The organism is Rhizobium sp. LjRoot258 (assembly GCF_964254185.1).
Lineage (GTDB): Bacteria > Pseudomonadota > Alphaproteobacteria > Rhizobiales > Rhizobiaceae > Rhizobium.
In genome coordinates, this window is record NZ_CAXUST020000001.1 from 2,457,820 (window position 1) to 2,479,555 (window position 21,736).

The 21,736-nt window shown below is 61.0% G+C and carries 20 protein-coding genes; 11 read left to right on the forward strand and 9 right to left on the reverse strand.

The genetic code is table 11. The features are described 5' to 3' along the window. Window positions 1–54: 54 nt before the first annotated feature. From ACSQ9D_RS12200 to ACSQ9D_RS12210, 3 genes are all read left to right on the forward strand, one after another. Window positions 55–885 (forward strand): hypothetical protein, encoded by an 831-nt coding sequence (locus tag ACSQ9D_RS12200; protein WP_436282441.1) that lies wholly within the window; start codon window positions 55–57, stop codon window positions 883–885. Window positions 886–991: 106 nt separating this feature from the next. Next, window positions 992–1,924 carry a ribose-phosphate pyrophosphokinase gene (locus ACSQ9D_RS12205; RefSeq protein WP_024313864.1) on the forward strand — a complete coding sequence of 311 codons (933 nt, stop codon included), beginning with the start codon at window positions 992–994 and terminating at the stop codon, window positions 1,922–1,924. Window positions 1,925–2,020: 96 nt separating this feature from the next. Next, complete coding sequence (locus tag ACSQ9D_RS12210; protein ID WP_436283826.1) at window positions 2,021–2,638, forward strand: Kazal-type serine protease inhibitor domain-containing protein; 618 nt, start codon at window positions 2,021–2,023, stop codon at window positions 2,636–2,638. Window positions 2,639–2,741: 103 nt separating this feature from the next. Here ACSQ9D_RS12210 and ACSQ9D_RS12215 read toward each other — a convergent pair whose 3' ends face one another. From ACSQ9D_RS12215 to ACSQ9D_RS12230, 4 genes are all read right to left on the reverse strand, one after another. Further along, window positions 2,742–3,419 carry a peroxiredoxin-like family protein gene (locus tag ACSQ9D_RS12215; RefSeq protein WP_436282442.1) on the reverse strand — a complete coding sequence of 226 codons (678 nt, stop codon included), beginning with the start codon at window positions 3,417–3,419 and terminating at the stop codon, window positions 2,742–2,744. 88 nt (window positions 3,420–3,507) lie between these two features. Then, window positions 3,508–6,765: an adenylate/guanylate cyclase domain-containing protein gene (locus ACSQ9D_RS12220; protein ID WP_436282443.1), complete on the reverse strand. Its 3,258-nt coding sequence runs from the start codon at window positions 6,763–6,765 to the stop codon at window positions 3,508–3,510. Between the two features lie 121 nt (window positions 6,766–6,886). Beyond that, on the reverse strand, window positions 6,887–8,341 hold the full coding sequence (locus ACSQ9D_RS12225; RefSeq protein ID WP_436282444.1) for a hypothetical protein: 1,455 nt from the start codon (window positions 8,339–8,341) through the stop codon (window positions 6,887–6,889). 83 nt (window positions 8,342–8,424) lie between these two features. Continuing rightward, window positions 8,425–10,503: a putative bifunctional diguanylate cyclase/phosphodiesterase gene (locus ACSQ9D_RS12230; protein WP_436283827.1), complete on the reverse strand. Its 2,079-nt coding sequence runs from the start codon at window positions 10,501–10,503 to the stop codon at window positions 8,425–8,427. A gap of 317 nt (window positions 10,504–10,820) precedes the next feature. Here ACSQ9D_RS12230 and ACSQ9D_RS12235 point away from each other — a divergent pair, with 317 nt between their 5' ends. The 5 genes from ACSQ9D_RS12235 to ACSQ9D_RS12255 all read left to right on the forward strand — a co-directional run bounded on the left by ACSQ9D_RS12235 (window position 10,821) and on the right by ACSQ9D_RS12255 (window position 15,992). Next, on the forward strand, window positions 10,821–11,435 hold the full coding sequence (locus ACSQ9D_RS12235; protein ID WP_436282445.1) for a 50S ribosomal protein L25/general stress protein Ctc: 615 nt from the start codon (window positions 10,821–10,823) through the stop codon (window positions 11,433–11,435). 184 nt (window positions 11,436–11,619) lie between these two features. After that, on the forward strand, window positions 11,620–13,980 hold the full coding sequence (locus tag ACSQ9D_RS12240; RefSeq protein ID WP_436282446.1) for an EAL domain-containing protein: 2,361 nt from the start codon (window positions 11,620–11,622) through the stop codon (window positions 13,978–13,980). 18 nt (window positions 13,981–13,998) lie between these two features. After that, window positions 13,999–14,718, forward strand: coding sequence for a substrate-binding periplasmic protein (locus ACSQ9D_RS12245; RefSeq protein ID WP_436282447.1), 720 nt, complete (start codon window positions 13,999–14,001; stop codon window positions 14,716–14,718). Between the two features lie 89 nt (window positions 14,719–14,807). Then, a complete protein-coding gene (gene pth, locus ACSQ9D_RS12250) occupies window positions 14,808–15,524 on the forward strand; it encodes an aminoacyl-tRNA hydrolase (RefSeq protein ID WP_436282448.1) in 717 nt (238 codons plus the stop codon). A gap of 3 nt (window positions 15,525–15,527) precedes the next feature. After that, window positions 15,528–15,992, forward strand: coding sequence for an N-acetyltransferase family protein (locus ACSQ9D_RS12255; RefSeq protein WP_436282449.1), 465 nt, complete (start codon window positions 15,528–15,530; stop codon window positions 15,990–15,992). Here ACSQ9D_RS12255 and ACSQ9D_RS12260 read toward each other — a convergent pair. Both ACSQ9D_RS12260 and clpS read right to left on the reverse strand, forming a co-directional pair. After that, the gene (locus ACSQ9D_RS12260; protein ID WP_436282450.1) at window positions 15,987–16,370 is read right to left on the reverse strand and encodes a hypothetical protein; all 384 of its coding nucleotides are present in this window, start codon (window positions 16,368–16,370) and stop codon (window positions 15,987–15,989) included. The two genes, ACSQ9D_RS12255 and ACSQ9D_RS12260, sit on opposite strands and share 6 nt — an antisense overlap. Before the next feature lie 79 nt (window positions 16,371–16,449). Beyond that, window positions 16,450–16,761 (reverse strand): ATP-dependent Clp protease adapter ClpS, encoded by a 312-nt coding sequence (gene clpS / locus ACSQ9D_RS12265; RefSeq protein ID WP_072373038.1) that lies wholly within the window; start codon window positions 16,759–16,761, stop codon window positions 16,450–16,452. Window positions 16,762–16,942: 181 nt separating this feature from the next. Here clpS and ychF point away from each other — a divergent pair, with 181 nt between their 5' ends. Next, window positions 16,943–18,046 carry a redox-regulated ATPase YchF gene (gene ychF / locus ACSQ9D_RS12270; RefSeq protein ID WP_037118173.1) on the forward strand — a complete coding sequence of 368 codons (1,104 nt, stop codon included), beginning with the start codon at window positions 16,943–16,945 and terminating at the stop codon, window positions 18,044–18,046. A gap of 21 nt (window positions 18,047–18,067) precedes the next feature. On the opposite strand, the gene ACSQ9D_RS12275 is transcribed toward ychF, so the two are convergent. Continuing rightward, window positions 18,068–19,147, reverse strand: a complete 1,080-nt coding sequence (locus tag ACSQ9D_RS12275; protein WP_436282451.1) for a hypothetical protein — start codon at window positions 19,145–19,147, stop codon at window positions 18,068–18,070. A gap of 81 nt (window positions 19,148–19,228) precedes the next feature. Here ACSQ9D_RS12275 and ACSQ9D_RS12280 point away from each other — a divergent pair, with 81 nt between their 5' ends. After that, entirely contained in the window at window positions 19,229–19,699 is a 471-nt protein-coding gene (locus tag ACSQ9D_RS12280; protein ID WP_436282452.1) for a MaoC family dehydratase, read from the forward strand. After that, window positions 19,696–20,163: a MaoC/PaaZ C-terminal domain-containing protein gene (locus ACSQ9D_RS12285; RefSeq protein WP_436282453.1), complete on the forward strand. Its 468-nt coding sequence runs from the start codon at window positions 19,696–19,698 to the stop codon at window positions 20,161–20,163. The genes ACSQ9D_RS12280 and ACSQ9D_RS12285 overlap by 4 nt, the downstream gene beginning before the upstream one ends. A 9-nt stretch (window positions 20,164–20,172) precedes the next feature. Here the strand turns inward: ACSQ9D_RS12285 and ACSQ9D_RS12290 are convergent, their stop codons facing one another. Further along, window positions 20,173–20,715 carry an adenine phosphoribosyltransferase gene (locus ACSQ9D_RS12290; RefSeq protein ID WP_436282454.1) on the reverse strand — a complete coding sequence of 181 codons (543 nt, stop codon included), beginning with the start codon at window positions 20,713–20,715 and terminating at the stop codon, window positions 20,173–20,175. 116 nt (window positions 20,716–20,831) lie between these two features. Further along, entirely contained in the window at window positions 20,832–21,725 is an 894-nt protein-coding gene (locus ACSQ9D_RS12295) for a cytochrome c1 (protein WP_037118185.1), read from the reverse strand. Window positions 21,726–21,736: the final 11 nt, after the last annotated feature.

Here is a 21,736-nt window from a genome sequence, read left to right on the forward strand (position 1 = left end):
GCGCCGGCCTTCATAAAGTGGATGGGGCCGGCACTGGGAAGGATGTAACGAGGGATGACGCGAGTTGCGACTGCGCCGATGCTCCTTGCCTGCTTTGCCCTATCCGCCTGCAACACCACCGATGCCCTGGTTCCCCTGGTCGACATCGGCGAACCCTCCAGAAGCATCCGTTCATCGCCGGTAACGCAGGGCGACGCAGAGCGCATGGCGGGCGCGGCGCCGCGCCAGCAGGCCTTTGCCTCCGAACAGCGGTCGAACGGATATCACCCTGCCTACAACCAGACGGGCTACCGGCAAGGTTCCGGCGCACCACCGACCACGATGGAAGCGCAGGCTATGGCGCTGGAAAACGACACGCCCTCGCCCGCCGCCGCCGCTCCGATAAAAGCCGAGACGCTGCCTGAACCTGTGTCCAACGCAAGGGCCGAAGAAGAAGACATGGTGGAAACGCCCCCGCGCGAGCCGCCGCGGCAGCAGACCCAGACGGCCATGCTGAATACCGACCCCCCCTCGGCGCGCGGCACGACCGTCCGCTTCCTGCCGATCATCGGCGCGCCGGTCCAGGCCGTCACGCCGCTTTCGCGCCAGCTCGGGGCCGAGGCCCGCTCGCACGGGCTTGCGATCAAGAGCTCGAACGACAGCTCCAGTGCCTACATTCTGAAGGGGTATCTCTCGGCATTTTCTGACAGCGGCAAGGTCACTGTGGTCTACGTCTGGGACGTTCTCGACGGTGGGGGCGCTCGGTTGCACCGCATACAGGGACAGGAAAGCGTGCCCTCGGAAGCGCAGGATCCCTGGGCCGGCGTTCCCGCTTCGGTCATGCAGCAAATCGCCTCGAAAACCATCACCGAATTCTCGACGTGGCGCGACGCTCGTGGCGGTTAAGCCACAAGCTTTTTAGAAATATAAGCGCAGATGACGCCTTAGCCCTTGCATTCAGGAGCAAGCTGGCTAAAAAGCGCGGCTATCAGCAGGTAATAGGCGGACCAAGATGAAGGTTTTCGCAGGCAATTCGAACCGGCATCTCGCCGAAGCGATCTGCAACTATCTCAACGTGCCATTGGGCAAAGCCAGCGTCAGAAGATTTGCCGATCAGGAAATCTTCGTAGAAATCCAGGAAAATGTCCGCGGCGAGGACGTGTTCGTCTTCCAGTCGACGTCTTTCCCGACGAACGATCACCTCATGGAACTGCTCATCATGATCGATGCGATGCGCCGCTCGTCCGCGCGCCGCATCACCGCCGTGCTTCCCTATTTCGGCTATGCCCGTCAGGATCGCCGCGCCTCGGGGCGTACGCCGATCTCGGCCAAGCTCGTCGCGAACCTCATCACGGAAGCCGGCGCCGATCGTGTGCTGACACTCGATTTGCACGCTGGCCAGATTCAAGGCTTCTTCGATATCCCGACGGATAACCTCTACGCTATCCCGGTCCTGACCCGCGATATCAAGGCCAATCACGATATCAGCAACGTCATGGTCGTTTCGCCTGACGTCGGCGGCGTCGTTCGTGCCCGCGCGCTCGCCAAGCGCCTCGACTGTCTGCTGGCGATCGTCGACAAGCGCCGCGACCGCCCGGGTGAATCCGAAGTCATGAACATTATCGGTGAAGTTGAAGGCAAGGATTGTCTGCTGATCGACGACATCGTCGATTCCGGCGGCACGCTCTGCAACGCCGCCGACGCGCTGCTTGCGCAAGGGGCTGCAAGCGTTACCGCCTATATCACCCATGGCGTTCTCTCCGGCGGCGCGGTGACCCGCATCACCTCCTCGAAGCTGCGCGAACTGGTGATTACCGACTCGATCCAGCCGACCACCGCTGTTCAATCAGCCCACAACATCCGCGTTGTCAGCACGGCAAGCTTGATCGGCGAAGCCATCAACCGAACCAGCCAGGAAGAGTCGGTTTCCAGCCTATTCGACTGAACCGCTACGAAATTCTCGACTACCGCTGAGGTTTGAACTTCCCCGGAAATGCAACTTGCGCTAGGATTTAGAAAGAAATCCAGCCGTAGGGGAAGAATAATGACGCTCGCCGGATTCCTGTGGCCGCGAAAGCTTTCTCTGCTTGCGCTTATCCCGCTTCTTTGCGCCTGCACCGTCGACGTCGGGCCAAGTTATTCGCGTCCGCCTCCTCCCCCGCCCAGGCCGGCGATGTGCACCATGGAATATGCCCCGGTCTGCGGCCAGCGCAGTGGACGTGTCCAGACCTTCGCCAATGCATGCCAGGCCCGCGCAGCTTCCTTTTCGATCATCAACCGCGGCCAGTGCCGCCACCCGACCCCGATAACATCGCGTCCGCCGCCGCCACCTGGCGCGGCCAGGCCGCAGATGTGCACCCTGGAATATGCTCCGGTCTGCGGCCAGCGTGGGGCACGTGTCCAGACCTTCACCAATGCATGCCAGGCGCGCGCCGCCAACTTCACGGTCATCAGCCGCGGCCAGTGCCGCCGACAGCCCGGCATAACGGTGCGCCCGCAGCGTCCCGCACCGCGACCGGCGCAGCCGGCCGGCATCTGCACACGCGAGTATCGGCCGGTCTGCGGCCAGCGCGGCTCGCAGATGCGATCCTTCCCGAACGCTTGCGAAGCAAGCAACAGCGGTTTCCGCATCATGGGTCAGGGCGCGTGCCGGCGGTGAAGCAGCAACCCTGACGGGCGGCTTGCGCCTGCGCGGGAGCCGAAGCGCGTCTGTCGAAATGGACCAGGTCGCAACAAGCGGACCTGAAAGCCCGCGACGCGCATTAGGCGGAAATGTGCGATGCCGCCGACATGACTTCTTCGGGCGCCGGTACGCCGAACATGTGTCGACCGTCGTCTGCGACCTCAGTGAAACACCATCTGACCACGCCATCGCGGTCGAGCAGGAATTCGCCGACCAATTGGCCCTCTCCCGTTGCGATCATGCGCTTATCGTCGTCGGTGAATTCGTAGCCATCGGCATTGTCGAGGAATTCGACAGCCGCCATCGGCGCCATCGGCTGAGGCAGATCGGGCATATCGACGCGCATCGAGGTCAGAGTGTCGAGACTGACCTTATAGGGCCAGACCGTCTCCGACTGCGTGAACTCGAGATTGGGAAGTCCGAAGGCGCGATGCGATATCCGGTCGGGATCGGATGCCGCCACCAGATTGGGCAAGGGGTGGTAACGGAAATAGAGGCGCGCTCGGTCGATGGGCGTGTTGACGATCGTCAGGCTCTCGACGCCCTTTTGCTGGAGATCACCCGCAAGGCTCGCCATCGAGGCGATTTGCCGCCGGCAGAATGGACAATGGAGCCCGCGAAACAGGCCGACCAGCACAGGCTTCTGCCCCCGGAAGTCATCAATCGATATCTTGCCCTGGCGCGTGATCGCATCGAGAACGACGTTCGGCGCGCGGTCGCCGGGCTGCAGCGGTCTTTCGCTTTGATTTTCGGGCATGATAGCCTCCCTCACAGACGCGTCGGCGAGAAGCCGAGCAGAAGAGAAAAAATAACGACAATTCAGCACCTTACCTGTCGGCGCCGAATCAATCCAGGAAGGGCAACACGACCAGTGCGTCGGGATCCAGCCCATGCCTGACGCAAACGTCCTGAGCGAGCGAAAAGTATCGCTCCGCCTCGGCCATATCGTCTTTTTCCAGGTTCAACGTCGCAAGCCCATCATAGCATGGAAAGAGCAGCTGTGGTTCGCCGATTTCACGCGCGAGCTGAAGCGCTTCCTCATAGTAATTCCAGGCCAGGTCCGGTTTGCCGTGACATTGATGGATCTGTCCGAGGACGATGAGCGGCACCGCCAGGTGATCGCGCTGATCCAGCGCCCGGTCGATCTCGATCGCCCGCTCCGCCGCCGGCACCCCCTCCTTGGCGCAGTTGTCCGTGAAGGTACAGCAGGCAACGGCGAGATTGGCGAAAAGCCGTGCTTGAAAGCCGAGGTCGGAAATGCGCTTGGCAACGTCGAGGCCTTGGCGACACACATCGATGGCACGCCTTGGATCGACGATCGTGTAGAGCACGCCGAGATTGGAATAGGCACGGCAGGCGGCGCCAAGAAGTCCCGCCGTTTCGGCAACCTCCAGGCTTCGCTCGACTTCGCGCACCGCCTCGCGATGCTGTCCGAGCCGCGCCAGTGCCACTCCTTTCGTATTCAGCGCCTCGGCGCGCACCTGTGCTGCTTCGACGCACACGGGACCACCGTCATCAAAGCCTGCCGTGCTGAGGCAGGATAGCGCATCGTCTGCCCAGCGTGCTGCTGCGCTTTGATCGCCCATGCGGAAGGCAAGATGTCCGCGCTCCTGCAGCAGATGCGCAAGCTCGATGGGCGCCTGGCTCTCGCTCAGCAGCAAGGCAGCCTGCGCATAGTCGGCGTCGGCAAGATCGCTTCTGCCGGCTGCGAGATTGAGGCGGCCGAGTTTGCGCAGGATGCGTGCCGCCCCAGGCTGATCACCAGCTTTCCTCAAGGTCGTCAGTGCGCGCCCATAGTGTTCACGTGCCGTATCCCGGTCTCCCGCCGGCCCGCAGAGATCGGCGAACCGCTCATAAAGGACAAGCAATTCCGCACTGGCCTGTGGCTTGTCCGAAATCGCCGCAAGCGCCTCGCGGTAGAGGCGCATTGCATCGTCATTGGCATAGGTCTTGCGGGCAAGATCGCCCGCAGCCATGAGATATTGGGCGCCCTTACCCGTCTCGTCGGCCCGGCAGTAGTGACGGCCGAGTTGTGCGATGTCCTCAAGGCGAGCGGGTATGCCATCATGCATCCGCTCGATGGCCGCGCCGATGCGCGCGTGCAACTGCTTGCGGCGCTGCAGCAACAGATTGCCATAGATGGCATCGTGCAATAGCTGTTGGGGAAAGCGATAGGAGATCGCCTTTGTCGAAGCAGCACCGGGCGCTTCCTCGACGATCTCCGCCTGGCAGAGATAGTCCAGCCCATGCTCGACGCGCCCTGCATCAAAAGCGACGGCCTGAAGCAGCGCCAGATCGAAGCGCGGACCGATGACGGCGGCTTCCTGCACCAAACGCTTGACGTCGGGCGGCAAACGGTCGACGCGTGCAAGCAGCATCGCCTGCAGGCTCATCGGTATCTCGCTCCCCATTTCAGCATTGGCGACACGCCAACATCCGCCCTCGCAATGCAGCACGCCGGTCTCGATCAGGGCCCGAACGATCTCCTCTATGAACAGCGGGTTGCCGCCCGCTCGCGCGAGGATTCGTGAGCGCGTTTTCGCTGGCACGGCACTGTCGGCGCCAAAGAACTGATCCAGCAGCGCCTCGCCATCCTGAACCGAAAGCGGCGCGAGCCGCATGAGCGTACGGTTGATCCGGCTTGACTCCAAGCCCTCCCCTTCAGCAACCGACCGCCCTGTTGTCAGCATCATCAGGCGCGTTCGCTCCAACCTGTCCAGCACAAAGCGAAGCGCCTCGATCGAAGCCGCATCCGCCCAGTGAAGATCCTCCAGCACCAAAAGCAGCGGACTGAGCGACAGTCGCCGCTCAAAAATAGTGCGCGTGGCATAAAAAATCTGCCTCCGTAGTTGCTCCGGCTCCACGTGGCGCAGCGCTCCATCGGGATCGCCGAGGCCAAAGACGTAAGACAAAAGCGGCGTCAGACCGGCAACCTCGCTCTCGCTAAAGCCCAGGTCGATCAATCCTGATGCCAATAGTTCCGCCGTCCGGGCTGCCGTTTCCCGCTCGGCTATTGCGTAGGCGCTTCGTAGAACGGCCGCGAGCGTTCCGTAGGACTGTTCGCCAAGCGGCGAGCAGACGGCGCGGCGCACAACAACATGACGAAATCGCTCTCCCTCAGCGACGGTCTCCAGGAACTCCCTGACCAGCCTTGACTTGCCGATGCCGGCCTCGCCGATGAGCTGGACGATTTGCGCATTGCCGCCACAGGCAAAATCCAGGCAATCGGACATCCGCGACAGTTCTGCCTCACGCCCGATGAGTTCGGCGTGTAGTCCAAGGCTTTCCAATCCGCGCGCGGTATGGGGCGTCTCCATCCGCCCGAGGAGACGATGCACCTGTACATTGCCCGTCTTCCCGCGAAGGGCCAGCGAACCGAGATTGTCGAAGGCGAATGCATGCAGCGTCAGGCGGTATGTCACCGGCCCGACCAGTATCTCGCCCGGACCGGCCAGGCTTTGCAGCCGTTGCGCTGTGTTCACTGTATCGCCAGTCACGGAGTAGGATCGCGCCGCCGCCGCCCCGAAACCACCGCTAACCACCGGTCCGGTGTTGATACCGACATGCAGCTGCAGCGGATCACCACCGACCAGATCCAGCCATTTGGCGCCAAGACGGTCGGCCCCCGCAATCATGTCGAGCGCTGCGCAAAGTGCGCGATCGGGATCATCCTCATGCGCCGTCGGCGCACCGAACAAGGCAAGCAGCGCGTCACCGACGAACTTGTCGACAAAGCCGCCGTAGGCTTCCACCGCCCGCGTCAACTCTTCGAACAGTTCGTTCTGCAGGGAGCGCATCAGTTCCGGGTCGGTTCTCTCGCTGAGAGCCGTAAAACCGCAGAGATCGGCAAACAGAACCGTCAGCGGACGCCGATCAGCGGCATCATCAGGCGTCGATGTATCCGGGACTGTCAGCGGCAGCGGTTCGCCAGGAGCTGCACGAACGTCGGCTCGGCCGAGGGCCGCTCCACATTTCGGGCAAAACGCGAAATCGGGCTGGCAGGCCTCGCCACAGGAGGCGCAGACTATGGGTTGTCTTGCGCCGCACTTCGGGCAGAACGCAAAACTGCTTTCGATCGCAAAACCACAGGCGGCACAATTCATCGGCCTGCCCCCAGGACGCGCACTGGCTCCCGCCCGGGAGCCTACGCCAGCGAGACAGAATGAACCTGCCGCGAATGCGCCGCAAGGGGCACCCGTGGCGCTTGAAGCTGGTAGGGCAAACTCAGTCCGCGCCCTTGATGACCTGGCCGTTGATCGTGACGGATCCGTTCCGCGCAACGCTGATATCCCAGCGCTGGCGCCCATCAGGATCAGTCTTGGCAAAGCCCTTGGCCATCATCAGGCCGAACGAGACCTGATTGAGATCGGCATTGGTCTTTGCAAGCTCCTGAACGGCGGCAATGGTCTTGTCGAGATCACGCGCCAGAACGGTCGCATCCATGGAATAATCCTTGGAGGTATCGACGCGGCCGCGGATCTTTCCGGAAATCTCGGCATCATAGACGCCCGACACGGCACTGATCTTCGGGAAATCCATCACCAGTTCGCCGCCCTTGAAGAGCCGCTCGACAGCCTTCTTGCCGCTCTCTTCCGAGGAGGCGCCGCCGGTGAAATCGACCTTGAGAAACTCATCGCCGAAGGCAGTGAAATCCATGTCCTCAATTGCGAACTGCAGCTGCAATTCCTGTGGCACGAAGGCGGCATAGGCCGCAGGGACGATCGCGCTCGCAAAACTGATCTGCTGCGCCGTCAAGCCGACGCCGAAACGCGTAGCATCGGTCGGGCCGTTAAGCGTGACCTCGTAGTTGACGTTCTTCGCACCACCGTTGCCCGCAGCACTCGACACGGTGAGATTGTTGAAGTCGATCGTCTCGTTGAAGCTCGTGAGCAAAGGGAAGGCATCCCGAAGCATCCCCTTGAGCTTGTCGCCGTCTGCCGCGGCAAGCTGCTTTTCGTCGGCGTGGTCGACCGCGAACATGATGATATCGCGAACCTTGTTTGCCGGCAGGCCGTTTACGGCGGCTGCGAAATCGATCGCGTCGGCGCGAATTTCGACCGGCGGCACCTCGCGACTGCTGATCGTCTCGAGGAATCCTGCGGCGGAGCCGCTGGTGGCGAAATTCGTCGTGCCAGCCGCTGCGCCATCCGATGACGTCAGCTTATACTTCATGCCATCAAAGCTGGCGCTGACCTCCTCGGCCTGGCTCTTCGACGAAAAATTGACGGCCTTCGTGGAGACGTCGCCCGAGCGAAGATAGCTGATCGCCGGGTCGAAAATGCCGCTGAAGATGAAGGCATCGATGGCATAGGTAAAATCGGTTTTCGGCTGTCCGGGTGCGGTGAAATTCCCGGAAACGTTGAGGGAATTGTTCCCTTCGACGCCCCACAGGCCGCTATCCAGTGGTGTAGCGAACATCGACCAAGGCGTCAGGCCGGTGATTGCAAAGCTGCCCGGCTTGACCTTCTTCAAGAGCGTCGCGAAATCATAGATGATCTCGTAGCGTGTCCCTGCTGGCTTCACGGTCACGAAGCCGTCTTTTGCCACACTCTTGGCCAGCAGCTTCGTCAGGCTTTCCTCGACCTGTTTTGCCCCGGCCTGGTTGATGTCGGCGGCATAGGCTGCAGATGCCAAAGCGAGCGCAATCGTGCTCGTTGCCGCAATGAGATTGAGCCGCATACCTGAATTCCTCCGACGCTTGCGTTTTGCGAGCATGTGAGGTTTCCCGACGACGGATGTCAAGCTGTGTTGCAGCGCCGCGATCAGGCCGCCGCGTCGGTCTTCACGGCAACCGTCGAGCCATCGACGACGCCTGCACCGTCAGGATTGACGAAGGCCTCGATGTCAAGACGCGGCATCGGCTTTCCGAACAGGAAGCCCTGCACCTGCATGCAACCTTCGCGGCGAAGGAATTCGACGTGCTCCTCCCGTTCCACGCCCTCGGCGAGAACCGGAATATCAAGGCTCTGCGCTAGAATAAGCGTCGAGCGGACAATCGCGGCCGACTGTTTGTTGGTGACGACGCCGTCGACGAAGGCACGATCGATCTTGATCTTGTCGAACGGGAAACTCTGCAACGTCGACAGCGAGGAATAGCCCGTGCCGTAGTCGTCCATTGCCACCTTGACGCCAAGCGCCTTCAGTCGCCGGATGGCAATCAGCGCATGCCCGTGGTCGGCAATGATGCCGGATTCCGTGATCTCGAGCTCGAGGCGCGGAGCCGCCAGACCCGTTTCCACCAGGATCTGATGGACGATCTGCGGCAGGCGGCTATCAGCGAGCTGCTGGGCCGCCACGTTGACCGCTATGGTCAACGGGTTCCTCCAGCTGGCCGCTTCGACGCAGGCGCTGCGCAGCACCCATTCGCCGAGTTCCATGATGAACCCCGTCTTCTCGGCGATCGGGATGAATTCGGTTGGCGAGATGTAGCCGCGCGTCGGATGCTTCCAGCGCAGCAGCACTTCGAAGCCAAGTACCTCGCGCGTCACGGTATCGTTCTGCTGCTGATAGAACAGCTCGAATTCGCCCTTCTTCAGCCCTTCACGCATCTCGATAGCCAGCGCGTTTCGTTCCCGCGCCGCCTCGTCCATCGAGGGGTCGTAGAAGCAGATGCTGCTTCCCGCCGTCGTCTTGGCGCGGTACATGGCGACGTCGGCCTGCGAAAGCAGGTCGTCGATGGTGCGCGCCCTGTCAGGGAAACTGGAAATGCCGATGCTGGATCCGACGCTGAGCGATTGGCCGTTCCAGTCGACTGGCCGCTCGATCTCGTCGAGCAGGCGTTGTGCGACGCTCCTGGCCTCCGAACGGCCGGCGTGATCGCGCATCACGACCACGAATTCATCACCGCCGACGCGGGCTGCAAACTGTCCCTTCTGCATGACCTTCGCCAGCCGCTCGCCGATCGCCCGGAGCACGGCGTCACCAGCCGCATGACCGTGGACGTCGTTGATTTCCTTGAACCGATCAAGGTCGAAGCAGAGGACGGCGACGTTCCAGCCGATTTCATGGGTGTTTTTGGTCGCAGTCGCCAGATGTTCGTTCAGCGCTGACCGGTTTGCAAGGTTTGTCAGCGGATCGTGCAGAGACAGATGGCGATAGCGGGCGACGGCCGCTTCCGTCGACTGCATGTCGATGATGTAGGTGGAGGCGCCGAGAAGCAGGATGATGATCATGACAGCGCCGACAAGGCCGGTCATCACGCCGACGGAGAGAATTTCGCGGGGAACGGACACGGTTGCATCGGGGACAATCGTCATGCCCGCCATGCCGAGGAAGTGCGTCGAAACGATTGCAAGGATCAGCGGCAGGGCGGCGGCGACCGGGCTGAAGCGTGTCGTCGGGCGGGCAACCCGGCTCGTCACGAAGGCGCCGAACCCGGCCGCTGCAATCAGCGAGCAGATGACATAGGCGCTGCTCCACTGGATATCCCCGGCCACCCTGTAGCCGGCGATGCCGAGATAGTGCATGGCTGCCACGCCAAGTCCGACGATGGCGCCGCCGGCCTCGACAAGTGCGTCCTGGCTTCGCATCGAGGCCACGCTAAAGCCGATCATCGTGGAGGCGATGCCGACGAAAAGCGACAGCAGCGTCAAATCGGGCTCATAGCCGCTGAGCGCCGGCGCCCGGAAACCGAGCATGGCAATAAAATGCGTCGTCCAGATCGTCGCGCCGCCAACGAACCCTGACAGGAACAACCAATTGAATTTTTGCAGCCCTTGGGTGCGCCGAACCCGCGAGAAAAGCCGTACCGTCAGCAAAGAGCCGAGAAGGCAGATGACCGTTGCAAAGATCAGGTGCGGCCAGCTATGGTCGACGGCAATGCAGGAGACGAGACGGAGCATGAGAAGGACCAGATTGTGATTGGCCCCTGATAGCCGCCGTGACATTCTGTATTCGTTAATCTCGCGGGAAATCCGGCTATATGGTTAAGCCTTCGCGATCGCTGAAATCGTTCCCTCGCCGACAGCTTGTCCGAAATCGTGGCCATTGCCGATGGCAAGGGAGCTGCTTGCGTTTCCGGTGCATCTGTACTATAGCGCACGCGTCCGCGCAGACACCCTTGGAGGCAACGCGGATGAGGATGGGGTAACCCGCCTCCAGTTCCGCGCCAAGCATTGGCCTGCGCGGGGCTCTCCAAATAACCTCGGAAGGAAAAGTCATGAGCCACGAAAGCTACGAGCTCAAGGCCGAGGCGCGCGAACGGGTTGGTAAGGGGTCCGCCCGTGAACTTCGCCGCAACGGTTTGATTCCCGCTGTCATCTATGGTGACAAGCAGGCCCCCATTTCTATCGCTCTCAGCACCAATGAGGTGACGAAGCGCATTCACGCAGGTGGCTTCATGACCACCATCGCGACCATCGAAGTCGACGGCAAGAAATACAAGGTTCTGCCGAAGGACTACCAGCTCGATCCGGTCCGCGATTTCACGATGCACGTGGACTTCCTGCGCGTTTCCGGCAACACCCAGGTTACCGTTGAAATCCCGGTTCACTTCATCAACGAAGAAAAGTCCCACGGCCTCAAGGCTGGCGGCGTTTTGAACATCGTTCGTCACGAAATCGAAGTGCAGTGCCCGGCCGATGCGATCCCGGAATTCTTCAACGTTGACCTGAGCGGTAAGAAGATCGGCGACAGCATCCACATCTCCGACCTCACCCTGCCGAAGGGTGTCGCGCCGGTTATCGCGGACCGTGACTTCACGATCGCAACGATCATCGCCCCGGCTGGCGGCATTGACGAAACGGTCGAAGAAGAAGGCGAAGCCGAAGCCTGATCGCTTCCATAATTTGTAAAGCATAGGGCCCGCTTTCTAGCGAAAGCGGGCCTTTTCATTTGCGCGCGCGGAGCCCGTTTCAGCAACATTTAATACATTTCATGGAAGCATGCCGGTAGGTTTTAGAAGACCGACGGGCGTAGAAAACCGTGAACGCAAAGTGCGGCTGGGGGCAAACGGAACAATGAACAATTCCGTTGAAAATCGTTTTTTGGCAATCATTTGCGCAGCGTTGCTCCTCTTCGTTGCTCCACTGTTCGTGCTTTTCCTTTTTCTTTCTTCCGAGCGCGCAGACAAGGAAATACGCGACCACATCTCGGTTCTTCTTGTCGCCAATTCTCAGGCGCTCGCAAAGCCGCTCTGGGACCTCGATGACGACAGCGTAACCCAGATCAGCGCGACGATCGTTTCGCAGGGCGCCATCGTCAAGGTTCAGGTCCGGGATCAATCCGGCCAGCTCGACGTGACGCAATCGACAATACCGAAATCGTTCAACGGCAATCTCGTCCAAGTGTCGCGCGCGATCATCTACAACACCATCGACGGCCCGAAGAATCTGGGCACGATCTCCGTCTTCTATCCGGCGCTTGGCCTCTTCTCCGGCCTCAAGCACGAAGAGGTCGTCTTCATGTCGATCTTCATCTTCGCAGTGCTGGCCGTCTTCAGCGCGGCATTGATCGGCAATCGCATCTTCATCATCCGGCCGCTGATGCGCCTGACGGCAGCCGTCGAGGCCACCCGCCAGCTCGGCTCGCGCCATCACGTCAACTGGCAATCGAACGACGAGATGGGTCGTCTGGCCCGCGGTTTCAACGAAATGCAATCCAAGCTCGAAAGCGAGGAACGCGAATTGAAGCTCGCGCATCGCCGTGCTGTCGACATCTACGACCTGACGCCGGCCATGCTGTTCTCGCTCGATGAGGATGACCGCATAACCGCCGTCAGCGACTACTGGCTTGTCGCGACCGGCTACGACCGGCCGCGGGTGATCGGCTGCAGGTTCGCAGATCTCGTGACCGCCGATACGCGCGACGCCTTCCTCAAGCGCAAGAACGACCTCGACGGCGGCGCCGCAGTCGACGTGACGGTAAAGTTCATATGCGCCGATAGCAGCCTCATGGATGTGCTCATCCTGGAATCGACAGCAGCGACCGCTGGCCACGACCGGCTCTCGCTATCGGTCATGACCGATGTCACGGAGCTGAAAGCCTCCGAAGCACGCAACCACCAGCAAGCCATCCGGGATCATCTGACCGGCCTGCTGAACCGCCAGGGCTTCGAAACGGTGCTCGACGCCAAGATCCTCGAAGTAGACGCCGCCGGCCAGGAACTCGCCTGCCTGTTCGTCGATCTCGACCGCTTCAAATGGATCAACGACAATCTCGGCCATGCCGAGGGCGACAGGGCGCTGCGTGAGTTTGTCGACCGGCTGAAGACCCATCTGGCGCCATCGGATCAGGCGGCCCGCCTCGGTGGTGACGAATTCGCGATCCTTCTGCCGGCAAAGGACGCGGCCCGGCGGGCAAACGCAATGGCCGAGCAGATCGCCTCCATCTTCATCGAGCCTTTCGGTCCGGATCTGCATCTGAGCGCCAGCGTCGGCATCGCCATCTACCCGCGCCATGCCTCGAACGCCGCCGAGTTGTTGCAGAAGTCCGATATGGCCATGTACGCAAAGAAGCGCGACGGCAAGAATGGCGCGCAACTCTTCGACACCAGCATGATGGACCACAATCGCGCTCGCGCCGAAATCGAGAACTATATCGAAGCAGGTCTCGCCGAGGACTGGTTCGACGCCTACCTGCAGCCGATCGTCAGCCTGAACGGCCGCGGCGTTGCCGGTTTCGAGGCCCTCATGCGCCTCAACCATCCGCAAAAGGGTTTGATGGCACCGGCGGAAATCATCAATGTCGCGGAGGAAACGGCCAAGATCGTTCGCGTCGGCAACGTCATCATGGAAAAGGCGATCGCCCATCTCGCGGCCATTTCCCGCCTCCCCGGCATGCAGGACAGCTATCTCGCCATCAACTTCTCGCCACTGCAATTCGAAGCCGCCCTGCCCGCGCGGCTTGCCGCTCTGCTCGGCCGCCACGGTATCCGCCCGCAGCGCATCGTCGTGGAAATCACAGAGGCAGTGCTGATGCACAACAATCCGCAAATCCGCACGGTTGTCGCCGAGATGCGCCGCTTCGGCTGCCGGATCGCCCTCGACGACTTCGGCACGGGTTATTCGTCGCTGAGCTATCTCAACCGCTTCCCGGTCGACATCATCAAGATCGACCAGTCGTTCACGCAGTCGATCAACGATGCCAACGACGACGTTCGCGAGAAAAGCCGTACGCTGGTGGAAAGTATCACAACGCTGTCTCACAAGATGGGGTGCATCGTCATTGCCGAGGGCATCGAGACCGAGGACGAATGCCAGACCTTGCACAAAATGGGCCTCGACTTCGGCCAGGGATACCTGTTCCATCGCCCGCAGCAAGCCGCGGCTCTGATCGAGCGTCTGTCTGCGACTGAACGGCTTGTTGCGCGGGCCTCTTGAACAAAGCAAGGCAACACAATGAAGAAACTGCTGCTTTTCACCCTTTTGAGCATCTGCGCCTCCAGCCAAGCCATGGCAGCCGGCGTCATGCTCGCCACCGAGGAATACCCTCCCTTCAGCTACCGTGATGGAAAGACAATCAAGGGCGCTTCGGTCGAGCAAGTCGAAAAGGTGATGAGCGACGCCGGCATCGACTACAAGATCGAGATGATGCCTTGGGCCAGGGCCTACAAGCTCGCCCAGACCACGCCTATGAGCTGCGTTTTCACGACCGCTCACAGCGCCAAGCGCGACCCCATGTTCAGGTGGGTCGAGCCGTTGCTGGTCGATCGCAACATCCTCATCACCAGGTCCGGGTCAGGTGTGACAGCGAAGAATCTTGAGGAAGCGAGGCAATATACCGTCGGAACACAGCGCGAAGATTATACCGAGGTGATGCTGAAGGAGAATGGCTTCACCAAGCTCGACGTCGCCACCGACTTCAACGCCACACTGCGCAAGCTGCTCAATGGTCGCATCGACATGATGCCGATCTCCGAGATCTACTTCGGCAAGCTCAAGGCGGAACAGCCTTTGGAGAAGCTCACGGTGCTCTCCTCACAGCCGATGGGGATCGCCTGCGAGAAGAACTTCCCAAGAGAGCTGCTCGCCAAGATGCAGGCTGCGCTGGATAAGCTGATCGCCAACGGCACGCAACAAACCATCTTCACCAAGTATGGTCTAAGCTCGGCAGACTGATTTTTCTGCGCCTGCGGCCTCTCCGCCTTGACTTTGACGCCGTTTCGCGGTGGTGAACGATAACGAACATTTCAAGGAATGAACGAGCCATGCTGATCATCGCGGGTCTCGGCAATCCCGGCGGCAAGTACGCCGGAAACCGCCACAATATCGGCTTCATGGCCGCTGATGCCATCTACCGCCGCCATGATTTTTCGCCTTGGTCGAAGAAGTTCAAGGCTGAGATCGCCGAGGGCGAGATCGCCGGTGAGAAGGTGCTGCTCATCAAGCCGCAGACCTACATGAACCTATCTGGTGAGGCCGTCGGCGAGGCCATGCGCTTCTACAAGCTGCAGCCCGCCGATCTCGTCGCGATTTATGACGAACTCGACCTGCCTCCGGGCAAGGCACGCCTGAAGACGGGTGGCGGCCATGGCGGTCACAACGGCATCAGGTCGTTGGACGCCCATTGCGGCAAGGACTATCGCCGCCTGCGCCTTGGCATCGGCCACCCCGGCGTCAAGGAACTGGTGCAGCATCACGTTCTCAGCGACTTCGCCAAGGCCGATCAGGCGTGGCTTGAGCCGCTGCTGGATGCGCTTGCCGACAACGCTGACATGCTGGTTCGCAAGGAAGACTCTCAACTGATGAACAAGCTGGCGCTGGCGCTTGGCGCAAAAGCCGAAGAGGAAAAGCCGAAGCCGGAGAAGAAACCAGCGGCGAAGTCTCATATCCACCAGGCCCGCATTCACAATCAACCGAAGATGCCTGCAACCGGCCCGATGGCCGAAATGCTGAAGAAGATGTTCGGCAACAAGGGCGATTGAAGCATGTCTGCCGGCGAGCTCATCATTCGCGCCGCTAAGGCACGCGACCTGCCCGGCCTGCTTGCCCTCTATCGTGAGCTCAACCCTGCCGATCCGACCATGGAGCGCGCGCAGGCCGAAGAGCGGTTTGGAGCGATCCTCGCGCAACCCGGCATGACAGTCTTCATCGGCGTCGCGGGCGAAACCGCCGGGGCGTCGGTGACGCTGGTCGTCGTCCCCAACCTGACCAGGAATGGCGCTTCCTATGGGTTGATCGAGAACGTCGTCACCGCGGCCGATTACAGGCAGCGGGGGTATGGACGAGCCTTGATCCAGCACGCCACCGACGCAGCCTGGAAGGCCGGCTGCTATAAGGTGATGCTTCTGACCGGCTCGAAGGATCCGGCAACACTGCGCTTCTACGAGAATTGCGGCTTCGTCCAGGACAAGACCGGTTATCAGATCAGGCGACCGGCAGCCGGCTCATAGCAGCGAGATAGTGTGGAGCCTGAAAAGAAAGAGGTTCCAGACCCACGAAAGACCCCTGTCGATCAGCCAGGCCATGGCGATGGAAACGCCCGGCGAAAACAGCATGGCCAGCAGACCGCCGACCACGCTCAGCATGCAGGAAATGCGGAAATTCTTGAGGCTGTCGAGACGATAGTAGCCGCTGTCATCATATTCGGTCCCGAAAAGCAGATCCGCAAGATTGTAACCACTCGACAGTGGCAAATCCATCAGAGGCCTGTCGGTGACGCGGTCAGGCAGAATGTTGAAGACCGCCCGGCAGACATGACCGATCGCGCCAAGGAGGGCAAAAAGCCCCGCCGCCACAAAATAGTGCCATGTTGCTGCCTCGCCCAGCATGAACGCCTCCGCTGCTGCCGACATTCTGCCCGAAAACAGCGGATGTCAGATTAAGGAGCCTGGTTAAGAGATCGCCAAGCTATTCCTCGGGCTCTGCCGTCAACATTAGCGGAAACCCGGCCTCCTTGGCATAGTCCATCGCCTCCTTGACCTTGGTCTCGGCGATATCCTTCGTGCAGACCACGACGACGCTCGATCCCAGCTTGTGCGCCGTCATCATCACGCGGTAGCCGACCTCCTCGCTCATGCGGAAGACAGCCTTGAGGATCATCACCACGAATTCGCGCGGCGTATAGTCGTCGTTGAAGAGAATGACCTTGTAGAGCTTCGGCCGATCCAGCTTCGGTTTCGACTTTGTCTTCGGTTTAAGGGCAATACCGTTGTCACTCATCGGAAACCCACCCGTTGATGACATGGAGAGGCGAGAACAGTCCATCGATGTCTATATTGCGCTGCAAAGGCGGGCGTTCAACCCCTCACAATGCAAGAGACTTGCGCGAAGAGCTTGACCGCAAGGCGCGTTTTATCCCATAGCCAGCACCAACGAATTCAAGAACAGCAGGTTTCAGGCCATGGGCTTCAAATGCGGTATCGTCGGTTTGCCGAATGTCGGCAAATCGACCCTCTTCAACGCGCTGACCAAGACGGCGCAGGCGCAGGCGGCGAACTATCCCTTCTGCACGATCGAGCCGAACACCGGCGAAGTCGCCGTGCCGGATCCGCGCATGCAGAAGCTCGCAGCGATCGCCGGCTCCAAGGAAATCATCCCCACCCGCATCTCCTTCGTCGACATCGCCGGCCTCGTGCGCGGTGCATCGAAGGGTGAAGGCCTTGGCAACAAGTTCCTCGCCAACATCCGCGAAGTCGATGCCGTCGTGCATGTGCTGCGCTGCTTCGAGGACGACGACATCACCCACGTCGAGGGCCGCATCAACCCGGTCGGCGATGCCGACACGATCGAGACCGAGCTGATGCTCGCCGACCTCGAGAGCCTTGAGCGCCGCGTCGAGCAGACGCGCAAGCGCGCCGCCAGCAAAGACAAGGAATCGCTGGCGCAGCTGCCTGTCATGGAAGCCGTGATCAAGCTGCTGAACGAGGGCAAGCCTGCACGCCTGCTTCTCAAGACGCTGGCGCCCGAGGAGATCGAGATCCTCAAGGGCCTCAACCTCCTGACCTCGCATCCGGTGCTCTACGTCTGCAACGTCGCCGAAGCCGATGCCTCGACCGGCAACGAGCACACCAAGGCCGTGGCCGCCATGGCCATGGAACAGGGCGCCGAATGCGTCATCATCTCGGCCGCGATCGAATCCGAAGTGGCACAACTGCCGGAAGAAGAAGCAGTGGAGTTCCTGTCGGCGCTCGGCCTTGAGGAAGCCGGTCTTGATCGGTTGATCCGCGCCGGTTACCACCTGCTCGACCTGATCACCTATTTCACCGTAGGCCCCAAGGAAACCCGCGCCTGGACGATCGTGCGCGGCACCAAGGCGCCTGCCGCCGCCGGCGTGATCCACACCGATTTTGAACGCGGCTTCATCCGCGCCTTCACGATCGCCTATGACGACTACATCAGCTTCAAGGGTGAAGTCGGCGCCAAGGAAGCAGGCAAAGGCCGGGACGAAGGCAAGGAATATGTCGTCCAGGACGGCGACGTGATCCACTTCCGCTTCAATACCTGACGCGAACTGAGAAACTGCCGCCTATGCCGGTGGCAGTTTCTCCTGCATGGCAGCCGGCAGCTTGCCTATGACGAGCCGCCGGAGCGGCATCCATCCGGTGCCGATGACGAGCACGATCGCGCCGACGGTCAGAAGCGTGATGTAGATGTAGGTATCGACACGCGCGTCCCCCTGGCGGAAGATGCCGTAGAGCGCAAAGCCCAGCGACAGCAGTCCTGACGTCACGAATGCGCGCCGGTCGATGATGAGACCGATCGCCATGAGCGCGACGACCGTCGCCACCACCACGGGCGTACGAAACGATACTGTCTGCAGCGCAGCAAGTGTACCGCCGCTGAGACCGGCAAGCGAAATGATGCTGTAGAGCAAAGCCGGTGCTGCGCCGAGATGGAGCCAGAAGGCAATATCGGAATTGACTGTACGACGAAGCGGGTCGCGCAGATCGAATTTCATGGCCAGCGCGAAAAGACCGACCGCGCATATGATCGCGATGATCGACAACACGACGGGATGATTGACCTCGAAGCCGGGATCGCCGCTGAGCCAGCCGAGCGTGCGCAAAACCAGTTGCAGAACAACCACCGCCGCCCCTATGATCGTCAGGGCAAGGGCGAGCGGTATGCGATACAGCAGATAGAAGAGACCGAACACAACCGGAAAGGCGAGCGTATACTGCAGGGCCACGTTGCCGCCTATGGCAATGACGGCAGGGGAGCCTTCCAGCCAGCGCGCAGCCACCACTGCGGTCCAGAGACCAAGCGCCACGGTCAAGACGACAGCAGGCAATGCCAGCCTCTGGCGTCGAACGAGGATCTCCGCAAGAACGACGATTGCCGGTAACACCGCGAAGACCGAAGCGATGCCCCACAGGCCTGCCAGCGCCACGATGATGCCGATCGTTATCAGCACATCGTGAAAGCCGCGCACGAAACTTGGCGTCTCGGTGTCGGAAAAAGCGGTCGGCTCCGCGCGCTGCTCCACCGGCTGGCCATCCGCCCTGACGCCGCGCTCGATCAGAAACGGCAGAAGCCGCTCAGCAGCCTGGACCGGAATGATACCCTCCCGTGTGGCTTCATCGAGGATCAATTTCAATTCGGGCATGTTCAAAATCTCGCGGGGTCCGTTGAGTCGCGTCGAATGCTATTGTAGTCGTTCTGAAACGCCTACGAGGGGAAGAGAAATTTGTCCGATCAGAAGCTTGCCTTCGAAGATTTCCAGCCGGGGCGACGTTTTGCGCTCGGCCCGAGGCCGGTAACGGCAGCGGAGATCATCGAGTTCGCCGGCGAATTTGACCCGCAGCCGATGCATCTCGACGAGGCGGCCGGCCGCGCCAGCATCCTCGGTGGGTTGGCAGCATCCGGCTGGCATACGTCCGCACTGTTCATGCGCATGATGGCGGAGAGCTTCCTCATCAACTCGTTCTCTCAAGGCGCGCCCGGTGTCGATTTCATGGAATGGCGAAAGCCTGTTCTTGCCGGAGACACGCTTTCGGGCCATTCGACAGTCATGGAGACCCGTGCGCTGCGCTCCAGGCCCGGCATCGGCATGGTGAAGTTCCGCCACGAGGTTGAGAACCAGAAAGGGAAACTCGTCTGCCTGGCGGAGAATTCGATCATGTTCGTCCTGCGTGAAGCGCTGGAGAAGACCGCATGATCATGGCAGAACGCTACACCAGCGGCGAGAAGACCGAAATCGGCAGCTACGTATTTTCGGCCGAACGGATCGTTCACTTTGCCGAGCGCTTCGACCCTCAACTGTTCCACCTGGACGCCGATGCCGCAAAGGCTACGCTCTTTGGCGGTCTCTGCGCTTCGGGATGGCACACTTGCGCGGCATGGATGAAGACCTTCGTCGCCTACTGGAGCGCAGAATGCGCTCGACTGGCCAGCCAGGGCATCAAGCCGCCCAAGCTTGGACCCTCCCCTGGCTTTCAGAAGCTTCAGTGGCTGCGGCCCGTCTTCGCCGGCGAGGAAGTGACTTATTCCGTCACGTTTCTTTCGAGCCGCCCCCTGGCATCCCATCCGGGGCGTCGGTTGAACACTATCCTCTGCGAGGGCGCGATCGGGGACGGCACGCCGGTCATCCGGTTCGAAAGCACCGTCATCGAATTCGAGTGATTGCGGGCCTCAGTGGCCCGAGAATTCCACCAGGGTTCGAACGTCGACGCCGAGATCCTCCAGCTTCCTGCGGCCGCCGAGATCCGGCAGGTCGATGACGAAGCAGGCTGAAACGACCTCCGCCCCCATTTGCCGCAGGAGCTGTGTGGCGGCCACCGCCGTTCCTCCGGTGGCGATCAGATCATCGACGAGGATGACCTTCTCGCCTGGCTGCACCGCATCCCGGTGCATCTCCATCTCGTCGACACCATATTCCAGGCTATAAGCGACACGCACGGTATCGCGCGGCAGCTTGCCTTTCTTGCGGATCGGTACGAACCCGGCCGAAAGCTGATGCGCGACCGCACCGCCCAGAATGAAGCCCCGCGCCTCGGTTCCGGCAATCTTGTCGATCTTCAGGCCCGCATAGGGCTGCACCAGTTCATCGACGGCGCGGCGGAAGGCCCGCGGATCGCCGAGCAGCGTGGTGATGTCGCGGAAAATAATGCCGGGCTTTGGGTAGTCCGGGATGGAGCGGATGCTGGCTGCAAGCTCCGAAATCGTATCACTCATGGAATATCCATATTCTGCAGGGCTTCAATTCGGCGCACCCTATCAATTGCCACTGTCGGAACCAACAAAAAAGGCGGCTCGAAGGCCGCCTTTCCCTAGATCCTGGAGCAAAGCTCTCAGTGTTCCTTGTTCGCATAGACCGAACGCTTGGTCAGGTAGATCAGTCCCGTGAAGATTACCAGGAAGACCATGACCATGAAGCCGGTGCGCTTGCGCTCTTCGAGATGCGGCTCGGCGGCCCACATCAAGAAGGACGAGACGTCCTTGGCGTACTGGTCGACCGTCGCCGGCGCACCGTCGTCATAGGTCACCTGGCCGTCGGACAGCGGCTTCGGCATCGCCAGAGCAGCGGCATTGGCGAAGTACGGGTTATAGTGCGTCCCCTCGGCCACCTGAACGCCGGCCGGCGGCTGCTGGTCGTAGCCGGTCAGCAGCGAGTAGATGTAGTCAGGGCCACCTTCCTGATAACCGCCGACGAACGGGATCATGTCGATCAGGAATTGCGGGAAACCACGTTCGATGCCGCGCGCCTTGGCAATCAGCGAGAAATCCGGGGGTGCAGCGCCATTGTTGGCCGCTGCCGCCGCCTCGTGGTTCGGGAATGGCGACGGGAAATGATCCGACGGAATGGCCTTGCGGGTGAACATGTCACCGCTGGCGTTCGGACCGTCCTGAACCTCGTAGTTGGCGGCAAAGGCCTTCACCTGAGCGTCCGAGTAGCCAAGATCCCCAAGCGTTCGGAAGGGCACAAGGCTCATCGAATGACAGGCCGCACAGACTTCCGTGTAGACCTTCAGACCGCGCTGCAACTGGCCCTTGTCGTAATGGCCGACAGGGCCGGCAAAGGTCCAGTGTTCATGCTTGGGATGAAGCAGCGGATAGTGCGGCGTCTCGCCTTCGGCATGGTGCGCCGGCGCGGCGCCGTTCGAGGCGGCTTCCTGGGCGAATGCTGCGCCGCTCAAACCGGCGACGACAGCAAGCGACAGGAGGCTTGTAACAAGCTTTTTCATGTTTCTCTTCC

Coding starts and splice junctions, on each gene's coding strand:
- ACSQ9D_RS12200 (WP_436282441.1), top strand. CDS start 55: ATGACGCGAGTTGCGACTGCGCCGATGCTCCTTGCCTGCTTTGCCCTA.
- ACSQ9D_RS12205 (WP_024313864.1), top strand. CDS start 992: ATGAAGGTTTTCGCAGGCAATTCGAACCGGCATCTCGCCGAAGCGATC.
- ACSQ9D_RS12215 (WP_436282442.1), bottom strand. CDS start 3,419: ATGCCCGAAAATCAAAGCGAAAGACCGCTGCAGCCCGGCGACCGCGCG.
- ACSQ9D_RS12220 (WP_436282443.1), bottom strand. CDS start 6,765: ATGAATTGTGCCGCCTGTGGTTTTGCGATCGAAAGCAGTTTTGCGTTC.
- ACSQ9D_RS12225 (WP_436282444.1), bottom strand. CDS start 8,341: ATGCGGCTCAATCTCATTGCGGCAACGAGCACGATTGCGCTCGCTTTG.
- ACSQ9D_RS12230 (WP_436283827.1), bottom strand. CDS start 10,503: ATGCTCCGTCTCGTCTCCTGCATTGCCGTCGACCATAGCTGGCCGCAC.
- ACSQ9D_RS12235 (WP_436282445.1), top strand. CDS start 10,821: ATGAGCCACGAAAGCTACGAGCTCAAGGCCGAGGCGCGCGAACGGGTT.
- ACSQ9D_RS12240 (WP_436282446.1), top strand. CDS start 11,620: ATGAACAATTCCGTTGAAAATCGTTTTTTGGCAATCATTTGCGCAGCG.
- ACSQ9D_RS12245 (WP_436282447.1), top strand. CDS start 13,999: ATGAAGAAACTGCTGCTTTTCACCCTTTTGAGCATCTGCGCCTCCAGC.
- pth (WP_436282448.1), top strand. CDS start 14,808: ATGCTGATCATCGCGGGTCTCGGCAATCCCGGCGGCAAGTACGCCGGA.
- ACSQ9D_RS12255 (WP_436282449.1), top strand. CDS start 15,528: ATGTCTGCCGGCGAGCTCATCATTCGCGCCGCTAAGGCACGCGACCTG.
- ACSQ9D_RS12260 (WP_436282450.1), bottom strand. CDS start 16,370: ATGCTGGGCGAGGCAGCAACATGGCACTATTTTGTGGCGGCGGGGCTT.
- clpS (WP_072373038.1), bottom strand. CDS start 16,761: ATGAGTGACAACGGTATTGCCCTTAAACCGAAGACAAAGTCGAAACCG.
- ychF (WP_037118173.1), top strand. CDS start 16,943: ATGGGCTTCAAATGCGGTATCGTCGGTTTGCCGAATGTCGGCAAATCG.
- ACSQ9D_RS12275 (WP_436282451.1), bottom strand. CDS start 19,147: ATGCCCGAATTGAAATTGATCCTCGATGAAGCCACACGGGAGGGTATC.
- ACSQ9D_RS12285 (WP_436282453.1), top strand. CDS start 19,696: ATGATCATGGCAGAACGCTACACCAGCGGCGAGAAGACCGAAATCGGC.
- ACSQ9D_RS12290 (WP_436282454.1), bottom strand. CDS start 20,715: ATGAGTGATACGATTTCGGAGCTTGCAGCCAGCATCCGCTCCATCCCG.
- ACSQ9D_RS12295 (WP_037118185.1), bottom strand. CDS start 21,725: ATGAAAAAGCTTGTTACAAGCCTCCTGTCGCTTGCTGTCGTCGCCGGT.